This is a genomic window from Streptomyces sp. NPDC052016 (assembly GCF_044548445.1).
Classification (GTDB): domain Bacteria; phylum Actinomycetota; class Actinomycetes; order Streptomycetales; family Streptomycetaceae; genus Streptomyces.
Genome location: NZ_JBIUBX010000028.1, coordinates 1 through 22,130, shown reverse-complemented (window position 1 = coordinate 22,130; position 22,130 = coordinate 1). Strand labels below are relative to the sequence as shown.

Here is a 22,130-nt window from a genome sequence, read left to right as displayed (position 1 = left end):
TCCACGGGTCACGTCCGTCCTCACCCCTCGTTCAGACGTACCGCTCCAGGATCGAGGACTCCGCCAGCCGCGACAGTCCCTCGCGAACGCTGCGTGCCCGCGCCTCGCCCACGCCGTCCACCGTCTGGAGGTCGTCGACGCTCGCGGCGAGCAGCTTCTGCAGGCCCCCGAAGTGCTCCACCAGGCGGTCGATGATCGCGCCCGGCAGACGCGGGACCTTGGCCAGGAGGCGGAAGCCGCGGGGCGAGACCGCCGAGTCGAGGGCCTCGGGGGAGCCGGTGTACCCCAATGCGCGCGCCACCGTCGACAGTTCGAGGAGCTCGGCGTGGCTGAGGGCGTCCAGCTCGTACAGGGCCTCGTCGACCGTGCGGGAGCGCTTGGCCGTCGGCTCGGGGACGTAGTCCCGGACCACCAGGCTGCGCTCCGGTTCCACGCCCGCGATCAACTCGTCGAGCTGGAGGGCGAGAAGGCGGCCGTCGGTGCCCAGTTCGACCACGTATTCGGCGATTTCGGTGGCGATGCGACGCACCATCTCCAGGCGCTGCGCCACCGCGGAGACGTCCCGGACCGTCACCAGGTCCTCGATCTCCAGCGCCGACAGCGTCCCCGCGACCTCGTCCAGGCGGAGCTTGTAGCGCTCCAGGGTCGCCAGCGCCTGGTTGGCGCGGGACAGGATCGCCGCCGAGTCCTCCAGCACGCGGCGCTGGCCGTCGACGTAGAGCGCGATCAGGCGCATGGACTGGGAGACCGAGACGACGGGGAAACCGACCTGTTTGCTGACCCGGTCCGCCGTACGGTGCCGGGTGCCGGTCTCCTCGGTGGGGATCGTGGCGTCCGGCACGAACTGGACGCCCGCCCGGAGGATCTTCGACAGGTCGGAGGAGAGCACGATGCCGCCGTCGAGCTTGCACAGCTCGCGCAGGCGGGTGGCGGTGAACTCGACGTCCAGGACGAAGCCGCCCGTGCACATCGCCTCGACCGTCTTGTCGGAGCCCAGCACGATGAGCCCACCGGTGTTGCCGCGCAGCACCCGCTCGAGGCCGTCGCGCAGGGCCGTACCAGGAGCCACCGCACTGAGCGAGGCGCGCATCAGGCCGTCGGCACCGGAACTCCCACCGGACTTTCCGGGAGCTGCCGCCCGGTCGTTGGCTGCCACTGCACTCCTCCGGTCGCAGGTTCTGGGGCGTTCCCGTTTCGCGCACTCGGTTCGTACGGACGGGCGAGACCTGGGCAAAGTCTACCGGCGCTCCTCCTCGTCCCGTGGGGCGTCCCGGCGACGGGAGCGCGGCAGGACCCGCAGGGCGTCCCCCATGTCCGCGACTTCGAGGACCTTCATCCCGGGAGGGATCTTGCCGGGATCGCCCGGCACGAGGGCGTGTGTGAAGCCCAGGCGGTGGGCCTCGGCCAGCCTGCGCTGGACGCCCGTGACCCGTCTGACCTCGCCCGCGAGGCCCACCTCGCCGATCGCGACGAGGTTCTTGGGCAGGGGGGTGTCACTCGCCGCGGAGGCCAGCGCGAGGGCGATCGCGAGGTCCGCAGCGGGCTCGGACAGCTTCACCCCGCCGACCGTCGCGGAGTAGATGTCCCGCTTGCCGAGGGCGCTGATGCGGCCGCGCTGCTCCAGGACCGCCAGCATCATCGAGACCCGGGACGTCTCCAGACCGGACGTCGTCCGGCGGGGGGAGGGGATCTGCGAGTCGACCGTGAGCGCCTGCACCTCCGCGACCAGGGGGCGGCGGCCCTCGAGGGTGACCGTCAGGCAGGTGCCGGGGACCGGTTCGTCACGACGGGTCAGGAAAAGTCCGCTTGGGTCGGCAAGTCCCGTGATGCCCTCGTCGTGCAGTTCGAAGCAGCCGACCTCGTCGGTGGCGCCGTAGCGGTTCTTGACGCCTCGCACCAGGCGCAGGCGCGCGTGCCGGTCGCCCTCGAAGTGCAGGACGACGTCCACCAGGTGCTCCAGGAGACGCGGGCCGGCGATCGCGCCGTCCTTGGTGACGTGGCCCACGAGCAGCGTGGACATGCCGCGTTCCTTGGAGGCGCGGATCAGGGCGCCGGCGACCTCGCGGACCTGGGCCATGCCGCCGGGCGCCCCGTCGATCTCCGGGGACGCCACCGTCTGCACCGAGTCGAGGATCAGCAGCGACGGCTTCACCGCGTCCAAGTGGCCGAGGACGGCCGCCAGATCGGTCTCCGCGGCGAGATACAGGTGGTCGTCGATGGCGCCGATGCGGTCGGCGCGCAGACGGACCTGGCTCGCCGACTCCTCGCCCGTGACGTACAGCGTGCGGTGCTCGTCGCTCGCGGACTTCGCGGCCACGTCCAGCAGCAGCGTGGACTTGCCGACGCCCGGCTCGCCGGCCAGCAGGACGACCGCGCCGGGGACCAGCCCGCCGCCGAGGACGCGGTCCAGCTCGGGCACGCCGGTGGGGCGGGCGGTGGCCTGACGGCCGTCGACCTGGCCGATGGGCAGGGCGGAGGTGGTGACGCGCCCCGGCGTCGTCGTACGGACCGCGGGCGCGCCGTACTCCTCGATCGTGCCCCAGGCCTGGCATTCGGGGCAGCGGCCGAGCCACTTGGCCGTCTGCCAGCCGCATTCCGTGCAGCGGTAGGACGGGCGGTCCTTGGTGGTCTTCGTACGGGCAGCCATGGGGGAAACCGTAACCGGCGGGACTGACAACGGGCCGCGCCCGTGGAGGAGCGTGGGCCGGTCCCGGCAGGGGACACACCGGGCCGGGGCGCCCGTCCGGGGCCACACCCCCTGCGAACCGGCCACCCCCGCCACGAACGGGCCACGGAACGCCTCGCTCCTGTCCCCTTATGAGGGATCGTTTCACCCGTACGGATTAAAAGGACTGAAGGGGGCAGAGCAGGCCGTTCCGCGACGCCTACGGTCGCACCGATGACGAGCAGCAGTCCGGAAACCTCGACCCGCACGACCGGCGCACACCGGGCGCACAGGGAGGCGCGCGACCGCGCTGCGGCGCGCACGCCGGCGCAACGGCCCCCCGCGCGCTACGAGCCGTACCTGGACGGCCTGTTCACCTACTGCCTGTCCGTCCTGTGCGACCACGACACGGCCACGGCGGCGCTCGCGGACGCCCTCGCGCTCGCCGAGCGGCGCGGGCAGCGCGTCCCGGACACCACCGCGGACCGCAGGGCCTGGCTGTACGCGCTGGCCCGCTGGGCGTGCCTGCGCAAACTCGCCGAGGCCAAGCAGAAACGTCAGGCCACGCACGCGGCAGGCCGCAACGGCCACCGGGCCGGCGGCGCGAAGTCCGCCGGCCCGTCCGTGTCCGAGGAGGTCCAGGAGCGGCGGCGGCGCGAACTCGCCCTGCTCGCCTGGCCGGAGGCGGCCGGTACCGCCCCGGAGCAGCGCGAGGCGCTCGAACTCGCCGTACGCCACCAGCTCGCCGCCCACGAGGTCGCCGCCGTGCTCGGCATGGACCACGCCGCGGCCCGCGAGCTGCTCGCCTCCGCCGCCTGCGAGGTCGAGCGCACGCGCGCCGCCCTCGCCGTCGTCGAGACGGGCGGCTGCCCCGGTGTGGCCCGCCTCACCGGCGACCACCAGCTCGTGCTCAGCGCCGCCCTGCGCCGCGAACTCGTCCGGCACGTCGACGACTGTCCGCGCTGCCGGCGTGCCGCCGAACGCGCGGTCCCCGGCCGCTGGCCCGGCGCCGGGGTCACCCCCGCCGAGCTGCCCGTCCTGGCGGCGCCCCGCGCGGAGCTGCACAACGCCCTGGCGCGCCTCCCGCGCGCGCGGGGAGCGGCGGCACCCCGCTTCGACCGGCGGGGCTTCCCCATGGACCCCAAGGACCGCGCCGCCCGCCGGGACCGCTTCCGCGCGCGTGCCATCACGACGACCGTCGTCGCCACCGTCGTCGCCGCGCCCGTGCTCGCCCTGTGGGCCGCGTACCGGGGCACGCCGACCGCCGAGGCCGACGGCCGCTCGGCCACCGCCAGCGAGGCGCAGGGCCCCGACAGCCTCGACGGCGAGCCGACCGGCGGCTACCAGAACGCCGGGAACGCCAGCACCCGGCCCGGTTCCGGCCTCACCAAGGACGGCGAACCGGACGTCTCCGTCGAGGTCGTCAGCGTCACCGGACGCGGTGGGAACGGCGCCGGGAGCCTCTCCGTGACCGCCGCCAACAGCGGTGACACCACCCTGATCACCCTCACCGCCTCCTCGGACGCGGGGAAGCCGGTCCGCTGGTCGGCGACCACCGGGACCCCCTGGCTGTACCTGAGCCGCTCCACGGGCACGCTGGAGCCCGGCGAGTCGGTGACGATCAAGGTGTACGTCGACCACCTGCGGGAGCCCTCCGGCCCCTGGCACGCGCGCGTGGCGATCGCCCCCGCGGGCGCGGTCGTCTCCATCGACGGCTTCGGCACCGCGCCGGCCCCCACGAAACCGGGTCCCGGCACCCCCTCCGATCCACCCCCCTCGACGGACCCGGAGCCGACCCCCACCGGCTCGCCCTCCACCGGCCCCACACCGAGCACCCAGCCGACCTCGCCCGACCCGCAGCCCACACCCGGCGACCCGTCGCCGTCCGGCCCGGAGGATCCGGCGCAGCCGTCCGGGGACGCCGGCGACCCGCATCCCGCCACCGACTGAGCGTGCTGTCGGACCCGGCCCCGCACCCGCTGAGCGTGCTGTCGGACTCCGCCCCGCACCTGCAGGACGTGCCCTGGCGCCCGTCGTCCCGGAGGCCCCGCGGGCCGGTTCAGCGCCCCTCCGTGGCCCCGGGAGCCGGGCCCGGGTGCGCCGGAGCGTCAGTCGACCGGATCGACGGCATCGCCCTCGACGCCGCTACCACCGGGGGCACCGGGGCTGCCGGGACCGCCGGGGCCGACGGGACCGCCGGGACCCTCGGGACCGACCCCCGGATCCGCCGGGTGCGGCGCCAGCAACGGCAGCCGCGAGGCGAGCCGCTCCTCACACAGTTCGACCAGGCGGTCGTAACCGGCCTTGCCCATCAGCTCGGTCAGCTCCGCCCGGTAGGACACGTAGACCGGCTCCCCCGCGCCGTGCGCCGAGGTCGCCGACGTGCACCACCAGTGCAGGTCGTGGCCGCCCGGACCCCAGCCGCGGCGGTCGTACTCGCCGATCGACACCTGCAGCACGCGCGTGTCGTCGGGCCGGTCGATCCAGTCGTACGTACGCCGGATCGGCAACTGCCAGCAGACGTCCGGCTTGGTCTCCAGCGGCTCGCGGCCCTCCTTCAGGGCCAGGATGTGCAGCGAGCAGCCGGCGCCGCCCGCGAAGCCGGGGCGGTTCTGGAAGATGCACGAGCCGTTGAACGGGCGGGTCTGGCGGGAACCGTCCTCGTCCTCCGACACCCAGCCGCCGCGGGTGCCTTCGTCGTGGTGCTGCCAGATGTCGGGGGTGAGTCGCGCCACATGCTCGGCGACCCGCTTCTCGTCGTCCTCGTCGGAGAAGTGGGCACCCAGCGTGCAGCAGCCGTCGTCCGCGCGGCCCGCCTGGATGCCCTGGCAGCCGCTGCCGAAGATGCAGTTCCAGCGAGAGGTCAGCCATGTCAGATCGCAGCGGAACACCTGCTCGTCGTCCGCCGGATCAGGAAACTCCACCCACGCGCGCGCGAAGTCGAGGCCCTTCTCGTCCGCCGCGACCAGGGCCTTCGTCGACTTCTTCGATGACTTCATCTGCGAAGAACCTTTGGTGGATTTGGCCGTCTTGGGAGCCTTGTCGGCCTTTTCGTCCTTCGCCTTTTTCGTCTTTGGCACGCGTCCAGGGTAAGTCGACCGGGCCGTCTCTCAGCACGGTCTCAGGCTCCGCACGCGAGGCAGCGGACAGGGTGGCTGGCAGTAGCGTGCCCTACATGAGACTCGGTGTCCTCGACGTGGGATCGAACACGGTGCATCTGCTGGTGGTGGACGCGCATCCCGGCGCGTGCCCGCTGCCCGCGCACTCGCACAAGGCGGAGTTGCGCCTCGCCCAACTTCTCGACGGGAGCGGGGCGATCGGCTCCGAGGGCGTCGACAAACTGATCACGGTGATCCAGGAGGCTCTCCAGGCCGCCGAGGACAAGGGCGTCGAGGACGTGCTCCCGTTCGCGACCTCCGCGGTGCGTGAGGCCAGCAACGCCGACGACGTCCTCGCGCGCGTGCAGGCCGAGACCGGCGTCGAACTGCAGGTCCTCACCGGCGCGGAGGAGGCCCGGCTCACCTTCCTCGCCGCCCGCCGCTGGTTCGGCTGGTCCGCCGGCAAGCTGCTGGTCCTCGACATCGGCGGCGGCTCCCTGGAGATCGCGTACGGCATCGACGAGGAGCCCGACGCGGCCGTCTCCCTGCCGCTCGGCGCGGGCCGCCTCACGGCCGGCTGGCTGCCCGGCGATCCCCCCGACACCGAGGACATACGGGCCCTGCGCCGGCACGTGCGCGCGGAGATCGCCCGCACGGTCGGGGAGTTCAGCCGCTTCGGCGCCCCCGACCACGTCGTCGCCACGTCGAAGACCTTCAAGCAGCTCGCCCGCCTCGCCGGCGCCGCCCGCTCGGCCGACGGCCCGTACACCCAGCGCGAGCTCAAGCGGGAGTCCCTGGAGGCCTGGGTCCCGCGCCTGGCCGGCATGACCGTCGCCCAGCGCGCGGAGCTCCCCGGCGTCTCCGAGGGCCGCGCGGGCCAGCTCCTCGCCGGAGCGCTGGTCGCCGAGGGCGCCATGGACCTGTTCGACGTGGACACGCTGGAGATCTGCCCGTGGGCGCTGCGCGAGGGCGTGATCCTACGGCGGCTCGATCACCTGCCGACGGCCTGAGGCGCGGGCGCCGGAGCGGACTCCCGCGCGGGTTCCCGGGCGGGCTCGGCCACCGACCGGGCAGGCCCGGGAGCATGACCGTGGCAGGCGACCACCGGAACCGGTCATGACCGCCGCGGGCGGCCAAAGGGAGCCTGGTCATGACCGCCGCGGGCGGCCAAAGGGAGCCTGGTCATGACCGCCGCGGGCGGCCAACGGGAGCCTGGTCATGACCGCCGCGGGGGACCACGAGAGCCTGGTCATGACCGCCGCGGGCGGCCACGGGAACCCCGTCCCCGGTTCCGACGAAACGGCGACAGGGCGGCCCGGGGTGACGCCGGCGGGCTTCCCGGCTTCCCCACTGCCGACCCTGCTTTTGCGGGTCCGTGCTCGACCGGCCCTGCTACTACGGGTCCGTGCCCGGCCGGCCCCGGGTCCCGGCTCGGCCAGCCCTGCGGGCCCGGTCCGGCCGACCCGCCTTCGCGGGCCCGGTCCGGCCGAACCCGCCTTCGCGGGCCCGGTCCGGCCGAACCCGCCTTCGCGGGCCCGGTCCGGCCGAACCCGCCTTCGCGGACCGGTCCCGCCAGCCCCACCCCCGCCACCCTCGCCCCCGCGGTCGACGTCGGCGCGCACGTGAAGTACGCCACCCCCGCCCCCCACACGGCACCCCACCGAGCCCTCGCTCCGCCCCCCTCCCCACCAGGCCATCCGCGTGGCCGGTTCCCCCGCCCGCGCGGAGGCGGCACGGCGGCACGCTCCCCGGCGTGGAGCGCGGGACCGTACGCTGTCCTTCGTGGCAGAACCAGTGGTGCGCATCCCGGATGCGAAGGTCGCCCTGTCGACGGCCTCGGTCTATCCGGAGTCGACGGCGACGGCCTTCGAGATCGCCGCGCGCCTCGGGTACGACGGCGTCGAGGTCATGGTGTGGAACGACCCGGTCAGCCAGGACATCGACGCGCTGCGCCGGCTCAGCGACTACCACCAGGTCCCGATCCTGGCCGTCCACGCTCCCTGCCTGCTCATCACCCAGCGGGTGTGGTCGACCGACCCGTGGGTGAAGCTCCAGCGGGCGCGCGCCGCGGCCGACAAGCTCGGGGCGACCACGGTCGTCGTCCATCCGCCCTTCCGCTGGCAGCGGCAGTACGCGCGCGACTTCGTGCAGGGAATCTGGCGGATGGCGGACGAGACGGACGTACGGTTCGCCGTCGAGAACATGTACCCCTGGCGCTACCGCGACCGCGAGATGCTCGCGTACGCGCCGGACTGGGACGTGACCAAGGACGACTACCGGCACTTCACGATCGATCTCAGCCATGCCTCGACGGCCCGGACGGACGCGATCCACATGCTCGACCGCATGGGCGACCGCCTCGGGCACGTCCACCTGGCCGACGGGAACGGCTCCGCCAAGGACGAGCACCTCGTCCCCGGCCGCGGCTCCCAGCCCTGCGCCGAACTGCTGGAGCGCCTGGCGCTGAGCGGCTTCGACGGGCACGTCGTCATCGAGGTCAACACACGGCGCGCGATGTCCAGCGCCGAACGTGAGGCCGATCTCGCGGAGGCCCTGGCCTTCACGCGTCTGCACCTGGCCTCCGCGGTGAAGGTGCCCCGCCGGTGACCGACGCCGGTGCCCGCCGCCGCGGCCGCCCCCCGCGCGCCGAGTCCGCCGACACCCGCGACCGCATCCTCACCGCGGCCCGTGCCGAGTTCTCCGAGCGCGGCTACGAGAAGACCTCCGTACGGGGCATCGCGAAGGCCGCCGGGGTCGACTCGGCACTGGTCCACCACTACTTCGGCACCAAGGAACAGGTCTTCGCGGCGGCCGTCGAGGTCGCCTTCGCGCCCGCGCTGCACGCCCCGGAGACCGTGGCCGAGGGCCCCCTGGACGGCATCGGCGAGCGGCTGACCCGCTTCATCTTCGGTATCTGGGAGAACCCCACCACCCGTGCGCCCCTGCTGGCGATCGTCCGCTCGGCGGTCAACAACGAGACCGCCGCGGCCGTCTTCCGCCGCCTGGTCGCCTCGCAGCTGCTGCGCCGCATCGCCGTCCAGCTCGACCTGCCCGACGCGGAACTGCGCTCCGAGCTGGCGGCCGCGCAGCTGGTCGGCACGGCGATCCTGCGGTACGTGATCAAGCTGGAGCCGTTGGCGTCGGCGGACCTGGAGCAGATCGTCGCGCGGCTCGCGCCGGTGGTGCAGGGGCACCTCACCGGCCCCTGAGGCCCGCCGACCTGGCCCGATCGGCCTCGGCACCCGCCGGCCGCCGATCGCGTCCGCCCGTGAGGCCCACCGGCACCCACGAGACACGCGTCCCGCATTCCGGACACTCCGTCCCGCCCCCTGGATGAGCGGCGTACGCTCATTAACAGCCCTATCTGTCTGAAGGAGCGAGCGACGATGCCCGAGCTGAGGTCCCGCACAGTCACCCACGGCCGCAACATGGCGGGCGCCCGCGCCCTTATGCGCGCCTCCGGTGTACCCGGTGCGGACATCGGCCGGAAGCCGATCATCGCGGTCGCCAACAGCTTCACCGAGTTCGTGCCGGGCCACACGCACCTCCAGCCGGTCGGCCGGATCGTCAGCGAGGCGATCAGGGAGGCCGGCGGCATCCCGCGCGAGTTCAACACGATCGCCGTCGACGACGGCATCGCCATGGGCCACGGCGGCATGCTCTACAGCCTGCCCTCCCGCGACCTGATCGCGGACAGCGTGGAGTACATGGTCGAGGCGCACTGCGCCGACGCCCTGGTCTGCATCTCCAACTGCGACAAGATCACCCCGGGCATGCTGAACGCCGCCCTGCGGCTGAACATCCCCACGGTGTTCGTCTCCGGCGGCCCCATGGAGTCCGGCCGCGCCACCCTGGTCGACGGCACGGTCCGCACGCTCGACCTGGTCGACGCGATCTCCGACGCCGTGAACGACAAGATCTCGGACGAGGACATCCTCCGCATCGAGGAGAACGCCTGCCCGACCTGCGGCAGCTGTTCCGGCATGTTCACCGCCAACTCGATGAACTGCCTGACCGAGGCCATCGGCCTCTCCCTCCCCGGCAACGGCTCGGTCCTCGCCACCCACACCGCGCGCAAACAGCTGTACGTCGACGCCGCGCGCACGGTCATGGACCTCACCCGCCGCTACTACGAGCAGGACGACGAGACGGTCCTGCCGCGCAACATCGCCACCTTCTCCGCCTTCGAGAACGCGATGGCCCTGGACATCGCCATGGGCGGCTCGACCAACACGATCCTGCACCTGCTGGCGGCGGCGCAGGAGGCGGGCGTCCCCTTCGGCCTGAACGAGATCGACGCGGTCTCGCGCCGGGTGCCGTGCCTGGCCAAGGTGGCCCCGAACGTCGCCAAGAACCGCACGTACTACATGGAGGACGTGCACCGCGCCGGCGGCATCCCCGCCCTCCTCGGCGAACTGCACCGCGCGGGCCTGCTGAACGAGGACGTGCACGCCGTCCACAGCCCCTCCCTGGCGGACTGGCTGAAGACGTGGGACGTCCGCGGAGGCTCCCCGTCCCCCGAGGCCGTCGAGCTGTGGCACGCGGCCCCCGGCTGCGTCCGCTCCGCCGAGGCCTTCTCCCAGTCGGAGCGCTGGGAGGCGCTGGACGAGGACGCCGAGGGCGGCTGCATCCGCTCCGCCGAGCACGCGTACAGCAAGGACGGCGGCCTGGCGGTCCTCAAGGGCAACCTCGCCGTCGACGGCTGCGTGGTGAAGACGGCCGGCGTCGACGAGTCGATCTGGACCTTCGAGGGCCCGGCGGTCGTCTGCGAGTCGCAGGAGGACGCCGTCCAGAAGATCCTCACCCAGCAGGTCAAGGAAGGCGACGTCGTCGTCATCCGCTACGAGGGCCCCAAGGGCGGCCCCGGCATGCAGGAGATGCTCTACCCGACCTCGTACCTGAAGGGCCGCGGCCTCGGCAAGGCCTGCGCGCTGATCACGGACGGCCGCTTCTCCGGCGGCACCTCGGGCCTGTCCATCGGCCACGCCTCACCCGAGGCGGCCGCCGGCGGAACCATCGCCCTCGTCGAGGACGGCGACCGCATCCGCATCGACATCCCGAACCGCACGATCGAGTTGCTCGTCGACGACGCGGAACTCGCCCGCCGCGAGCGGTCGTTGAACGGCGTGTACGCCCCGCAGAACCGCGACCGCAAGGTCTCCGCCGCCCTGCGCGCCTACGCCGCGATGGCCACGAGCGCCGACAAGGGCGCGGTCCGCGACGTGTCCAAGCTGGGCTGACGACCGCGCCGAAGGGGCCGCCTCCGTCATCGGGGGCGGCCCCCTTCGCGTGTCGGGGCTGCGGGGCCGGGCCTCACCAGGCCGACGGGGTGCGTCCGTCGACGGCGAAGACCGTCCCGTCCGGCGCGCTCCCGTACACCCGCCCGTCCACCACGACCGGCGCGGGCTGGTTGGGCGTCACACGGTCGGAGTTCGCTCCCAGGCGAGCCGGAGTCTGCCCGAGGAGCCGACCGGTACGGGCGTCCACGGCGAGGAGCCGTCCGTCCGCCGCGACGACGTACACATGCCCGCCGTCGGCGACCGGCGCCGAACCGCGGCTGACGCCCGTCTCCAGGCTCCACACCCGCTCGCGCGCCGCCATGTCGACGGCCTCCAGCGAGCCGCCCGTGCCCAGCAGGTACACGACGTCCCCGTGCACACCGGCCGACGGGTCCTGGCGCGGCACCGGCAGCTCCACCCTGTGTTCCGACCCGGACTCGGGGTCGTAGCGCACGACGGCGTCGGTGAACCCGGTCGCGTTGTCGACCGACAGGAGGAAGACGGTCCCGTCGTGGCTGCCGACGGGCTCGAGCGTGCCGTCCAGCCGCGCCTCCCACCGCACGTCGCCGCTGCTCGGGTCCACGGCGGTGACCTCGGTCGTGCCCGAGCCGGAGACGCTCGTCGCGTACGCCGACGGGTCCCCGGCGAACGAGGAGAAGTACGGCGTGCCCTGCCCCGGCACCGCATTGCTCCAGGCGGCCTCGCCGGACGCGCCGTCCACGCCCGTGACCGTCCCGTCGGCGGAGGTGACCAGGAGCATGTCCCCGGCGGCGTGCAGCCCGCTGTGCTCGGGCATGTCCGCCTCCCAGCGCACCTCGCCCGAGGCCGGGTCGAGCCCCTCCAGACGCGATCCCTGGTCCGTCAGCGGCTGCACGAGGCCCCCGGCGAGCACCGGAGGCCCGCTCGGGCGCGACTCGGCGACGGCGTGCTTCCACACGAGAGCGCCGTCGGCCGGGTCGAGCGCGAAGACCGTCCCCGCCTGGGCGCACAACAGCTTCCCGGCTCCGTACGAGCACAAGGGAGCGCTCTGCGCGGCGGACACCGGCTCGGCCTCCCACGCCTCGAACGCGGCCGGCGCCGTCCGCGGGCTCGAGTCCTGGGCGGCGGGGGAGTCGCCGAGCCACCGGACCGAGGCGAACGTGCCCCCGGCGACCAGGCACAGCACCCCGGCCACCAGGGCCACCCGCCGCAACACGCTCCGCCGCGGCCGCCGCACCGCGTCCTCGCCGCCGGGAGACGCCACGGACCCCGCACCGTCACCTGCCGGGGCATCCGCCCCGGAGCTCGCCCCGGAACCCGAAGCCGGCTCCTCCGTCCGCGGCCCCGGTATGAACGCCTGCGTGTCGTACGAGGCCGCCACCGACCGCAGCTCCCGCATCAACTCGTCCGGCGTGGGCCGTTCCTCGGGCTCCTTGGCGAGACAGCGCAGCACCAGCGGTGCGAGGTTCTCCGGCACGCCGGTGAGATCGGGCTCGTCGTGCACCACCTGGTAGGCGACGACGTACGGACTGTCGGAGTCGAACGGCCCCCGCCCGGTCGCCGCGTGCACCAGCACGGACCCGAGCGCGAAGATGTCGGCGGCGGGCCCGACCTCCCGCGGGCGCCGGAACTGCTCGGGCGCCATGAACGGCGGCGTGCCGATCAACTTCCCCGTCTCGGTGCGCAGTTCGCTGTCCTTCGGGCGGGAGATGCCGAAGTCGATGACCTTCGGGCCGTCCTCGGCGAGGAGCACGTTGCTGGGCTTCAGATCCCGGTGCACCACGCCGACGCGGTGGATGTCGCGCAGCGCCTCCGCGAGTCCGGCCATCAGCCGCCGCAACTCGCCCGCGCCCATGGGCCCGTTCCGCTTCACGTGGTCCGAGAGTGTGGGGCCCGGAATGAACAGCGTCGCCATCCAGGGCCGTTCGGCCTCCGGGTCGGCGTCGACGACGGGCGCGGTGAAGGCACCGCTGACCCTGCGCGCGGCCGCCACCTCCTGCCGGAACCGCCCCCTGAACTCGGGGTCCCTGGCGAACTCCGCGTGTACGACCTTCACCGCGAGCTTCATGCCGGAGGTGCTGCGGGCCAGGTGGACCACGCCCATGCCACCCGAGCCCAGACAGGACTCCAGCGGGTAGTGGCCGGCGTACTCCGGAAGTTCCGCTTCCGCGCCCATGCCGGTGTTGCGCTGTGGCGCCATGGACCACCCCCGTGCTGTTTCGGCCGCGCCGGCGACGCACGGAGCCTAGTCGATGACTCGTACGAGACCGAGGCGACTTGCTAGCCTCCGCGTGCGAGTTGCGTACATGTGTTTCATCTCGTGATGCAGGGGAATCAACGAGGCCCCATGCCACGCATGGGTCCAACGGGGGAGGTTTTACATGTCTGTCGACCACGTGGAAGAGATCGAGAACGGTGACGAGGCCCAGGCCCTGACCACGGCCACCGCTGCGACGGTGCCCTACTACCCGGTCGCCCCGGGCGTCCGCCTGAACGTCCGCAGAGGCCCCGGCACCGGCTACAGCATCATCCGTGTCCTGCCCGAGGGCTCCAAGGTCGCGATCTACTGCCAGACGCCGGGCACGACCGTCAGCGGCCCGTACGGCACGTCGAACATCTGGGACAACATCGGCAACGGCGAGTACGTCGCGGACGCGTACGTGAGGACGGGCAGCGACGGTTACGTCGCCTCGCGCTGCGCCTGACACACCCCTTTGGGAGCCCGCCCCCGGCCGGCGTCATAATCGTCACGTGAGCGACGAAAACGGCACCCCGGACACCGTGGCGGGCTCCCCGGGCCGGGGCACCCCCGGCGGCCCCCGCCCCGAGCCCCTCCGCTTCTTCGGCACCACCTGGGTGCACCACGACGGCGGCTACACGCTCCGCCGCATCGCCGTGGCCGCCGGCTCGCTCCTCACCGCGGTCGCCTCCTGCCTCGTCCTGCGCTTCGCCTACCAGGGCCTGGCCCTGGCCGACACCGGCAGCTTCGTGACCCTGCTGGTCGTGGTGATGTTCGCGGTGTGCAGCGCACTGGCCTTCGGACACACCTGGGAGAGCTTCCGCAAGCGCCCCGACCCGGACCGCCAAGCCTCCCTGCGCGGCCTGCTGGCCATCGGCTTCGTCGGCGCTCTGCTCGCCTACTTCCTCCGCTCCCTCACCGAGGCCCCCGGCGAGCGACTCCACCGCCAGGAGTACGCAGCGGCCTGCACCCAACACGCACGCCGCACCACCCGCCGCACCGGCAACCCCTCCAAAAAACGCCGCCGCCCCTGAAACCCCACCTTCCCGCAGCAACTCCGACGACGTCCCACAGCAGCGGCTCGCCCGCATCCACCACACCCGCCGCCCGGGGAAGTCCCCCGGCAGCAGCGCCACGCACCCGACACGCCGGCGCCCCCGCCGTGCCGCGAAAGTGCTTCGGGCAGCAGTGACGGCCACCCCGCACGCGCGCGGCCGCCGCCTCGCGGAAGTGATCCCGGCAGCATCGACGGCCAGCCGCCCGCTCGCGCAGCCGCCGTCCCGCGGCCCGGCAGCGCCGTCCACCCCGCACCCTGCCGCAGTCGCCGTCCTGCGGAAGCGCCCCCGCCGCCCCGGCGGCCACCCGGCATGCTCCCGCACCCGCTGTACCCGGAAGCGCTCCCGGCCGCTCCGGCGGCCGCCCGGCATGCTCCCGCACCCGCTGTACCCGGAAACCCCCCGCCGCTCCGTCGGTCAACCCACCCATTCCCGCAGTCGCGCGCTCCCGGGAGTGGGGCGTGGCGGTGCGGCGCAGCCCGCCGCCTGGATGGTCCCAGTACCGGCGCACTGTGGCAGCGGGCAGAGGGGCACGACCCGCGGCGGGCTCGCCGCACCGCCACGACCCCGACCCACCCACCGGGGAGCCGGCGTCCGCCCAGGACAGCGCGCAGTGCTAGGACTCCACCCTCGCCCGCCGGGGAACCGGCCTCCCGCCCAGGACGGCGCACCGCCAGGACTCCGTCCCGCCCTGGGGCAGCCGGCGCCCACCAGACACCCGCCGCCCGCCCGCGACCGCGCCGCACCGCCGCGACTTCGCCCGCACCCCCCGCCCCACCCCGCCCGCCCCACGTCCGCCCGCCCGCACCCCCGCCGCACTCCCGCCCACGGCCACCTTCCCCTCCCCATCCACCCCCGTCACCATGACCCCATGACGGCTCACTCCCACACCGCCCGAGCCCACTCCTTCAACTCCGCCGCGGCCCAGTACGCCGCCAACCGCCCCTCCTACCCGACCGCCCTCCTCGACGCGGTCGAGGACATGGCCGGCCGCCCCCTCGCCGGCGCCCGTGTCGCCGACGTCGGCGCGGGCACCGGCATCGCGACCGCGCTCCTGCAAGCCCGCGGCGCCGACGTCCTCGCCGTCGAACCCGGCGACGGCATGGCGGCGCAGTTCCGCCGCACCCTCCCCGACGTGCCGATCGTCCGCGGGGACGGAAACCACCTCCCCCTCGCCACCGCCTCCCTCGACTTCCTCACCTATGCCCAGTCCTGGCACTGGACCGACCCGGTCCGCTCCGTCCCGGAGGCCCTGCGCGTGCTGCGCGCGGGCGGCGCCCTGGCACTGTGGTGGAACACGAGCGCGCTCGACGTGCCGTGGATCGAGGCGCAGATGGACCGGATCCAGCGTCACTTCGACATCGACGAGGACCTCGTCCTGAACGGCAACGGCACCCCCACCGCCCTCGCGGACACCGCCGGCCGCCTCGACTTCGCCCGCCGCCGGGTCCGCTGGAGCCGCCGCGTCCCCGTCGACACGCACCTGGCCAACATCGGCAGCCACTCGATCTTCCTCGTCCACGGAGAGGAGAGCGCCGCCGCCTTCCTCACCGAGGAGCGCCGCCACCTTCTGTCGCTCTTCCCCGACGGCGCCGTGGAGGAGACCTACGACGTCGAGCTCCTGCTCGCCACCTGCCCCTGACCACCTGGGCCCGGGTTCCCCCGACACGCCGAGACTCCGCCGTCCCCGCGCGGCGCCCAGATCTTGTGGACCGCGCACACGTGGTCCAGGTGTCGCAGCCCACTCAGCTCAAGCCGTACCTCAAACCCTGCAGAACCCGACGGGGGAGGGGGCGCCACTGGGCGGATGGACACGCAGGCAAGCGACCCGGACCGTGGCCCCTCCGGCACCGCCCCCTCCCGCGCGGCAGGACACCCGCGCCGCCCCCTCCCGCGCGGCAGCGCACCCGCACCGCCGCGCGCCGTGCCCCCACTTGACGCCACTCCGCCCCGGCGAGATTATTCATCGCATGATGAATTACGAGGGTTCAGGACCGTCAGGACCACCACCGGACACAGCGACCCGGACCGAGGCGACCCCGGCCGTCCACGCCTCCGCCCTCACCGTCGTCCGAGGCCCCCGCACCGTCCTGCGCTCCCTCGACTTCACCGTCCCCCGCGGCCAGATCACCGGCCTCCTCGGCCCCTCGGGATGCGGAAAGTCGACCCTGATGCGCGCGATCGTCGGCACCCAGGCCAAGGTCACCGGCACCCTGGACGTCCTCGGCCGCCCCGCGGGCGACCCCACCCTCCGCACCCGCATCGGCTACGTCACCCAGGCGCCCTCCGTCTACGACGACCTGACGGTCCGCCAGAACCTCGACTACTTCGCCGCGATCCTCCAACCGGGCCGCGCCGCAGCCGAACGCCGCCACGACGACGTCACCCGGGCCATCGCCGACGTCGACCTCACCAGCCACGCCGAGGCCCTCGCCGGCAACCTCTCCGGCGGCCAGCGCAGCCGCGTCTCCCTGGCCGTGGCCCTCCTGGGCACACCGGAACTCCTCGTCCTCGACGAACCGACCGTCGGCCTGGACCCCGTCCTCCGCCGAGACCTCTGGCAGCTCTTCCACGACATCGCGGCCACCCGCGGAGCGACCCTCCTCGTCTCCTCCCACGTCATGGACGAGGCCGAGCGCTGCCACCGCCTGCTGCTGATGCGCGAGGGCGAGATCCTCGCCGACGGCACCCCCGACGCCCTGCGCACCCGCACCGGGTCCGACACGGTCGAGGCGGCCTTCCTCCAGCTGGTCGACGAGGCGACCCAGGCCTCCCGCACCAAGGAGCAGACCCGATGAGCACACCGACGACCCCCGCCCCCACCACGCCCTTCAACCTCTTCCGCACCACCGCCACGGCAGCCCGCGTGCTCCGCCAACTCCGCCACGACCCACGCACGATCGCCCTGATGATCCTCATCCCGTGCGTGATGCTGTTCCTGCTCCGCTATGTCTTCGACGGCGCCCCCCGCACCTTCGACGGCATCGGCGCCTCCCTCCTCGGAATCTTCCCGCTGATCACGATGTTCCTGGTGACCTCCATCGCCACCCTCCGCGAACGCACCTCCGGCACCCTCGAACGCCTCCTCGCCCTCCCCCTCGGCAAAGCCGACCTGATCGCCGGCTACGCGCTCGCGTTCGGCGCCCTCGCCATCGTCCAGTCCGCCCTCGCCACCGGCCTCGCGGTCTGGTTCCTCGACCTGGACGTGACCGGCAGCCCCTGGCTCCTCCTCCTGGTGGCCCTCCTCGACGCCCTCCTCGGCACGGCCCTCGGCCTCTTCGTCTCCGCCTTCGCCGCCTCGGAATTCCAGGCCGTCCAGTTCATGCCGGCGGTGATCTTCCCCCAACTCCTCCTCTGCGGCCTGTTCACCCCACGCGACACCATGCACCCGGCCCTCGAAGCCCTCTCCGACGTCCTCCCCATGTCCTACGCCGTCGACGGCATGAACGAGGTCCTCAGGCACACGGACATGACCGCCGCCTTCATCCGCGACGTGCTGATCGTGGCGGGCTGCGCCCTTCTGGTCCTGGGCCTCGGCGCGGCGACCCTGCGACGCAGGACGACGTGAGCCGACGTCCCGCCCACCGGACACCCACCGCACCCCCGGGTCCCCCGATGCGAGGATGAGCGAGGACGACGCACACCTCCGGAGGACACCCCGCCATGACCCAGAAAGTCGCAGTCCTCGGCACCGGCAAGATCGGCGAAGCCCTGCTCAGCGGAATGCTCCGCGGCGGCTGGCCCCCCGCAGACCTCCTCGTCACCGCCCGCCGCGCCGACCGCGCCGAGGAACTCCGCACCCGCTACGGCGTCACCCCGGTCACCAACGCCGAAGCCGCCAAGACCGCGGACACCCTCATCCTCACGGTCAAACCGCAGGACATGGGCACCCTCCTCGACGAACTCGCCCCCCACGTGCCCGCCGGCCGCCTGGTCATCAGCGGAGCCGCCGGCATCACCACCTCCTTCATCGAGGACCGCCTCACCACCGGCGTCCCCGTCGTCCGCGTCATGACGAACACCCCCGCCCTCGTCGACGAGGCCATGTCCGTCATCTCCGCCGGCAGGCACGCCAGTGAGGCCGACCTCGCCCACGCCGAGGAGATCTTCGGCTCCGTCGGCAAGACCCTGCGCGTCCCCGAGTCCCAGCAGGACGCCTGCACCGCCCTCTCCGGCTCCGGCCCGGCGTACTTCTTCTACCTGGTCGAAGCCATGACCGACGCCGGCATCCTGCTCGGCCTCCCCCGCGACAAGGCCCACGACCTCATCGTCCAGTCCGCGATCGGCGCCGCCACGATGCTCCGCGACAGCGGCGAGCACCCCGTCAGACTTCGCGAGAACGTCACCTCGCCCGCCGGTACCACCATCAACGCCATCCGCGAACTCGAGAACCACGGCGTACGAGCGGCCCTCATCGCCGCCCTCGAAGCCGCCCGCGACCGCAGCCGCGAACTGGCCTCCGGCACCAAGGACTGACCCCCGCCGGGGGCGGTCACCTCGCTGCGTCCACCACCTCCCGAGTGGTCACCACCCGCGCGAAACCGCCCCCGTGCAACGACACCGCCGAGGCCTGCGCCACCTCCTCCGCACTCCGCCGCCAGCCGAACGGCCCCTCCAGGTCGAAGGTGTACGTGGCGTCATACGCCACCAGCACGTCGTACCCCAGGTTCCCGCCCATCCGCGCGGTCGTCTCCACGCACATGTTGGTCTGGATCCCGGCCACCACGACCTGGGAGATCCCCTCCGCCTTCAACCAGGCGTCCAGATCCGGCGTGCCGTAGAAAGCCGAGTTGACGGTCTTCGTGACGAACAGCTCCGCCCCCGCCCCCTTGCCGCGCCGCTCCTCCACGTACTCCTTGAAGTCGTTCCCCTCGTACCCGGCACGCAGCGGCGACCCCGGCTTCGACGAGTCGTGCCGCACGAACACCACCGGCCGCTCCGTCGCCTGCCACACGTCGATGAGCCGAGCGATGTTGTCATCGGCCCCGGGGTTGTTCCGCGGCCCCCAGAAGCCGGCCTCCTCGAAGCCCTTCTGTACGTCCACAACCAGCAGCGCAGCGTTCTGTGACATCTCCATGCCGACGATCCTGCCGCCGGACCGGCACCCACCCCAGAGGACGGAAAGACAGCGATCGATGGTTTACTGCCAGGTGTGGAGGCACCCATGGAGACCCCGTACCACGTAGCCCTCGTGGCCTTCCCGGGCGTCCGCGCCTTCGACGTCTCCGTCATCACCGAGGTCTGGGGCGTCGACCGCACCGACCGCGGCGCCCCCGCCTTCGACCTGCGCCGCGTCGCGACCGACACCGCGCCCATCCCCATGCGCGGAGGGCTCGCCCTCCACCCCGACCGCACTCTGGCCTGGCTCCCCCACGCCGACCTGATCCTGATCCCCGGCCTCGACGACCACCTCACCCCCGCACCCGGCCCCGTCCTCGACGCCCTCCGCCACGCCCACGCCCGCGGCACCACCCTCGCCGCCCTCTGCGGCGGCGCCTTCACCCTCGCCCAGGCCGGCCTCCTCGACGGCCGCCGCGCGATCACCCACTGGAACCTCGTCGACCTCCTCCGCACCCACCACCCCGAGGTCACCGTCGTCCCCGACGCCCTCTTCATCGAGGACGACAACATCTGGACCGCGGCCGGCACCGCAGCCGGCATCGACCTCTGCCTCCACCTCGTCCGCACCGCACACGGTGCCGAGACAGCCGCCACCATCGCCCGCTCCATGGTCACCGCCCCCTTCCGCACGGGCACCCAAGCCCAGTTCATCGAGCGCCCCACGCCGCACACGGACCGCGACGCCGACACCCTCGCCACCGTCCGCGAGCACGCCCTGCGCCACCTCCACGAACCCATCACCGTCGCCGACCTCGCAGCCCACGCCGGCATGTCCCCCCGCAGCTTCACCCGCCACTTCACCGCGGAGACCGGCACCACCCCCCTCCGCTGGCTCCTCGACCAGCGCCTCGCCGCAGCCCAGAAACTCCTCGAACGCACCGACCTCCCCATGCCCGAGGTCGCCCGCCGCGCCGGCTTCGGCAGCGAGGTCACGATGCGCCAGCACTTCGCATCGCGCCTCGCCACCAGCCCACGCGCCTACCGCGCAGCGTTCAGCACGGGCTCCGCAACGGGCGGCAGCAGCCCGATCGCGCGATAGGCCGCATCCACCACCGGCCGGGCCATCGCCCGAGCCTTCTCCGCACCATCCCGCAGCACCCCCTCCACATACACAGGATCAGCGCACAACTCCTTGTGCCTGGCCTGCACGGGCCGTAGAACCTCCACCACAGCCTCGGCGGTGTCCTTCTTCAAAGACCCGTACGACTCATATACACCGCCCAAGGCCTCCGGGTTCCCACCCGTACACGCCGCGAGGATCTCCAGCAGATTCGCCACCCCGGGCCGCGCCTCCCGGTCGTACACGACCTCCCGCCCGCTGTCGGTCACGGCCCGCATGATCTTCTTCCGCACGGCGTCCGGCTCGTCCAGCAGATAGACGATCCCCGGCCCGAAGTCGTCGCTCTTCCCCATCTTCGACGTCGGCTCCTGCAGGTTCATCACCCGCGCGGCCACCGCCGGATGCGTGGCCCTCGGCACCACGAACGCCTGCCCGTACCGCTGGTTGAACCGCAGCGCCAGATCCCGGGCCAGCTCCACGTGCTGCGCCTGGTCGTCCCCCACAGGCACCTCGTCCGTCGCGTACGCCAGGATGTCCGCGGCCATCAGCACCGGATAGGTCAGCAGCGAGAGCCGCACACTCCCGCCGCGCCCACGCTCGCGTGCGGCCTTCTCCTTGTACTGGATCATCCGTCGCATCTCGCCGTCGGTGGCCACGCACTCCAGCAGGTACGACAGCCGCGCGTGCTCGTCCACGTGACTCTGCACGAACAGCGTGCACAGCTGCGGGTCCAGCCCCGCAGCCAGCAGCAGGGTGGCCGTCTGCCGGCTGAGGCGCCGCACGCGCGCCGGATCGTGATCGACGGTCAGCGCGTGCAGATCGACGACGCAGAACAACGCGTCCGCCCGGTGCTGGTCGACCGCGGCCCACTGCCGCATGGCCCCCAGGTAGTTCCCCAGCGTCAGGTGCCCGGTCGGCTTGACCCCACTGAAGACCCGCTTCATCTCTTCACCTCCTGGTCGAGGCCGCCGCACCCGGCCGGCCGCTCCTCAGGAGGGAGAAACAGAAACGGCCGCCGAGGCGGCGGCCGTTGAGCGCATACGCGAGTCGGGCCGCCGTCAGGCGGCCCACCACTGCTGGGTACACGTACGCGTGGACATGTCGTCCAGAGTACGCCTCCGGGATGCGTCCGGGGCGCGGGTTGACACACCCCGGTCGGATACGTAGTGTTCTCCGGGTTGTCCGATGTGAGCGCCGACCACGGTCGGTCCCCGGACAGCCATTCCGCAAGTACCAACCACTTCTCGACGAACAGTCGATACGTCTGTCGTCGCGTCGTCGGCATGTGTATTCGCGAAATGAGGAATCCGCGTTCGAAAGAACGAAGGCCTCGATTGGCTTCGGGAGCCGGGAATCCGCTAAAGTCTCACTCGTCGGAACGGCCGAAGGGCCGGGAGGACAACCCCCTCTGACGGGGAATCAGGGCCGAAAGGATCTGATAGAGTCGGAAACGCCGGAAAGGAAACCGCGAGAGCGGGGACCTGGAAAGCATCGAGGAAATCGGATCGAGAAAAGATCTGATAGAGTCGGAAACGCAAGACCGAAGGGAAGCGCCCGGAGGAAAGCCTGAGAGAGTCTCTCGGGTGAGTACAAAGGAAGCGTCCGTTCCTTGAGAACTCAACAGCGTGCCAAAA

General features: G+C 72.7%; 18 protein-coding genes. 12 read left to right on the top strand and 6 right to left on the bottom strand.

The window, feature by feature from the left end; translation table 11 throughout:
* Positions 1-31: 31 nt before the first annotated feature.
* The gene (disA, locus tag ACIHAR_RS30525; protein ID WP_365461508.1) at positions 32-1,156 is read right to left on the bottom strand and encodes a DNA integrity scanning diadenylate cyclase DisA; all 1,125 of its coding nucleotides are present in this window, start codon (positions 1,154-1,156) and stop codon (positions 32-34) included.
* 81 nt (positions 1,157-1,237) lie between these two features.
* Complete coding sequence (gene radA / locus ACIHAR_RS30520; RefSeq protein WP_365461506.1) at positions 1,238-2,647, bottom strand: DNA repair protein RadA; 1,410 nt, start codon at positions 2,645-2,647, stop codon at positions 1,238-1,240.
* A gap of 252 nt (positions 2,648-2,899) precedes the next feature.
* On the opposite strand from radA, the gene ACIHAR_RS30515 reads away from it, so the two are divergent.
* Positions 2,900-4,615 carry a hypothetical protein gene (locus tag ACIHAR_RS30515; protein WP_400022709.1) on the top strand — a complete coding sequence of 572 codons (1,716 nt, stop codon included), beginning with the start codon at positions 2,900-2,902 and terminating at the stop codon, positions 4,613-4,615.
* Positions 4,616-4,773: 158 nt separating this feature from the next.
* Here the strand turns inward: ACIHAR_RS30515 and ACIHAR_RS30510 are convergent, their stop codons facing one another.
* Positions 4,774-5,745 carry a hypothetical protein gene (locus tag ACIHAR_RS30510; protein ID WP_400022708.1) on the bottom strand — a complete coding sequence of 324 codons (972 nt, stop codon included), beginning with the start codon at positions 5,743-5,745 and terminating at the stop codon, positions 4,774-4,776.
* A gap of 95 nt (positions 5,746-5,840) precedes the next feature.
* Between ACIHAR_RS30510 and ACIHAR_RS30505 the strand changes: the two genes are divergently transcribed.
* The 4 genes from ACIHAR_RS30505 to ilvD all read left to right on the top strand — a co-directional run bounded on the left by ACIHAR_RS30505 (position 5,841) and on the right by ilvD (position 11,003).
* On the top strand, positions 5,841-6,773 hold the full coding sequence (locus ACIHAR_RS30505; protein WP_365461500.1) for a Ppx/GppA phosphatase family protein: 933 nt from the start codon (positions 5,841-5,843) through the stop codon (positions 6,771-6,773).
* 772 nt (positions 6,774-7,545) lie between these two features.
* Positions 7,546-8,370: a sugar phosphate isomerase/epimerase gene (locus ACIHAR_RS30500; RefSeq protein WP_365461498.1), complete on the top strand. Its 825-nt coding sequence runs from the start codon at positions 7,546-7,548 to the stop codon at positions 8,368-8,370.
* Positions 8,367-8,972, top strand: a complete 606-nt coding sequence (locus ACIHAR_RS30495; RefSeq protein ID WP_365461496.1) for a TetR family transcriptional regulator — start codon at positions 8,367-8,369, stop codon at positions 8,970-8,972. Before ACIHAR_RS30500 ends, ACIHAR_RS30495 begins: the two co-directional genes overlap by 4 nt.
* A gap of 177 nt (positions 8,973-9,149) precedes the next feature.
* Positions 9,150-11,003, top strand: coding sequence for a dihydroxy-acid dehydratase (ilvD, locus tag ACIHAR_RS30490; RefSeq protein ID WP_365461494.1), 1,854 nt, complete (start codon positions 9,150-9,152; stop codon positions 11,001-11,003).
* 73 nt (positions 11,004-11,076) lie between these two features.
* Here ilvD and ACIHAR_RS30485 read toward each other — a convergent pair whose 3' ends face one another.
* Entirely contained in the window at positions 11,077-13,221 is a 2,145-nt protein-coding gene (locus ACIHAR_RS30485) for a serine/threonine-protein kinase (protein WP_400022707.1), read from the bottom strand.
* A 181-nt stretch (positions 13,222-13,402) separates the two neighbouring features.
* Here ACIHAR_RS30485 and ACIHAR_RS30480 point away from each other — a divergent pair, with 181 nt between their 5' ends.
* The 6 genes from ACIHAR_RS30480 to proC all read left to right on the top strand — a co-directional run bounded on the left by ACIHAR_RS30480 (position 13,403) and on the right by proC (position 18,791).
* The gene (locus ACIHAR_RS30480; RefSeq protein WP_365461490.1) at positions 13,403-13,726 is read left to right on the top strand and encodes an SH3 domain-containing protein; all 324 of its coding nucleotides are present in this window, start codon (positions 13,403-13,405) and stop codon (positions 13,724-13,726) included.
* Between the two features lie 46 nt (positions 13,727-13,772).
* Positions 13,773-14,294, top strand: coding sequence for an EamA/RhaT family transporter (locus ACIHAR_RS30475; protein ID WP_400022706.1), 522 nt, complete (start codon positions 13,773-13,775; stop codon positions 14,292-14,294).
* Positions 14,295-15,186: 892 nt separating this feature from the next.
* Positions 15,187-15,957 carry a class I SAM-dependent methyltransferase gene (locus ACIHAR_RS30470; RefSeq protein WP_400022705.1) on the top strand — a complete coding sequence of 257 codons (771 nt, stop codon included), beginning with the start codon at positions 15,187-15,189 and terminating at the stop codon, positions 15,955-15,957.
* A 331-nt stretch (positions 15,958-16,288) separates the two neighbouring features.
* Complete coding sequence (locus ACIHAR_RS30465) at positions 16,289-17,113, top strand: ABC transporter ATP-binding protein (protein ID WP_400022764.1); 825 nt, start codon at positions 16,289-16,291, stop codon at positions 17,111-17,113.
* Positions 17,110-17,883 (top strand): ABC transporter permease, encoded by a 774-nt coding sequence (locus ACIHAR_RS30460; protein WP_400022704.1) that lies wholly within the window; start codon positions 17,110-17,112, stop codon positions 17,881-17,883. The genes ACIHAR_RS30465 and ACIHAR_RS30460 overlap by 4 nt, the downstream gene beginning before the upstream one ends.
* Before the next feature lie 95 nt (positions 17,884-17,978).
* On the top strand, positions 17,979-18,791 hold the full coding sequence (gene proC / locus ACIHAR_RS30455) for a pyrroline-5-carboxylate reductase (RefSeq protein WP_365461480.1): 813 nt from the start codon (positions 17,979-17,981) through the stop codon (positions 18,789-18,791).
* Between the two features lie 16 nt (positions 18,792-18,807).
* Here proC and ACIHAR_RS30450 read toward each other — a convergent pair whose 3' ends face one another.
* Positions 18,808-19,392 carry a cysteine hydrolase family protein gene (locus ACIHAR_RS30450; protein WP_365461478.1) on the bottom strand — a complete coding sequence of 195 codons (585 nt, stop codon included), beginning with the start codon at positions 19,390-19,392 and terminating at the stop codon, positions 18,808-18,810.
* Positions 19,393-19,479: 87 nt separating this feature from the next.
* Here ACIHAR_RS30450 and ACIHAR_RS30445 point away from each other — a divergent pair, with 87 nt between their 5' ends.
* Entirely contained in the window at positions 19,480-20,475 is a 996-nt protein-coding gene (locus ACIHAR_RS30445; protein WP_365461476.1) for a helix-turn-helix domain-containing protein, read from the top strand.
* Here ACIHAR_RS30445 and trpS read toward each other — a convergent pair.
* Entirely contained in the window at positions 20,415-21,440 is a 1,026-nt protein-coding gene (gene trpS, locus ACIHAR_RS30440) for a tryptophan--tRNA ligase (protein ID WP_400022703.1), read from the bottom strand. The two genes, ACIHAR_RS30445 and trpS, sit on opposite strands and share 61 nt — an antisense overlap.
* Positions 21,441-22,130 lie beyond the last annotated feature (690 nt).

What these genes read in the sequence shown, in the direction of transcription:
- trpS (WP_400022703.1), bottom strand. Translation starts at nt 21,440, where the DNA reads ATGAAGCGGGTCTTCAGTGGGGTCAAGCCGACCGGGCACCTGACGCTG.
- ACIHAR_RS30465 (WP_400022764.1), top strand. Translation starts at nt 16,289, where the DNA reads ATGAATTACGAGGGTTCAGGACCGTCAGGACCACCACCGGACACAGCG.
- ACIHAR_RS30445 (WP_365461476.1), top strand. Translation starts at nt 19,480, where the DNA reads ATGGAGACCCCGTACCACGTAGCCCTCGTGGCCTTCCCGGGCGTCCGC.
- ACIHAR_RS30450 (WP_365461478.1), bottom strand. Translation starts at nt 19,392, where the DNA reads ATGGAGATGTCACAGAACGCTGCGCTGCTGGTTGTGGACGTACAGAAG.
- ACIHAR_RS30505 (WP_365461500.1), top strand. Translation starts at nt 5,841, where the DNA reads ATGAGACTCGGTGTCCTCGACGTGGGATCGAACACGGTGCATCTGCTG.
- ACIHAR_RS30470 (WP_400022705.1), top strand. Translation starts at nt 15,187, where the DNA reads ATGACGGCTCACTCCCACACCGCCCGAGCCCACTCCTTCAACTCCGCC.
- radA (WP_365461506.1), bottom strand. Translation starts at nt 2,647, where the DNA reads ATGGCTGCCCGTACGAAGACCACCAAGGACCGCCCGTCCTACCGCTGC.
- ACIHAR_RS30485 (WP_400022707.1), bottom strand. Translation starts at nt 13,221, where the DNA reads ATGGCGCCACAGCGCAACACCGGCATGGGCGCGGAAGCGGAACTTCCG.
- ACIHAR_RS30460 (WP_400022704.1), top strand. Translation starts at nt 17,110, where the DNA reads ATGAGCACACCGACGACCCCCGCCCCCACCACGCCCTTCAACCTCTTC.
- ACIHAR_RS30515 (WP_400022709.1), top strand. Translation starts at nt 2,900, where the DNA reads ATGACGAGCAGCAGTCCGGAAACCTCGACCCGCACGACCGGCGCACAC.
- ilvD (WP_365461494.1), top strand. Translation starts at nt 9,150, where the DNA reads ATGCCCGAGCTGAGGTCCCGCACAGTCACCCACGGCCGCAACATGGCG.
- ACIHAR_RS30480 (WP_365461490.1), top strand. Translation starts at nt 13,403, where the DNA reads ATGTCTGTCGACCACGTGGAAGAGATCGAGAACGGTGACGAGGCCCAG.
- proC (WP_365461480.1), top strand. Translation starts at nt 17,979, where the DNA reads ATGACCCAGAAAGTCGCAGTCCTCGGCACCGGCAAGATCGGCGAAGCC.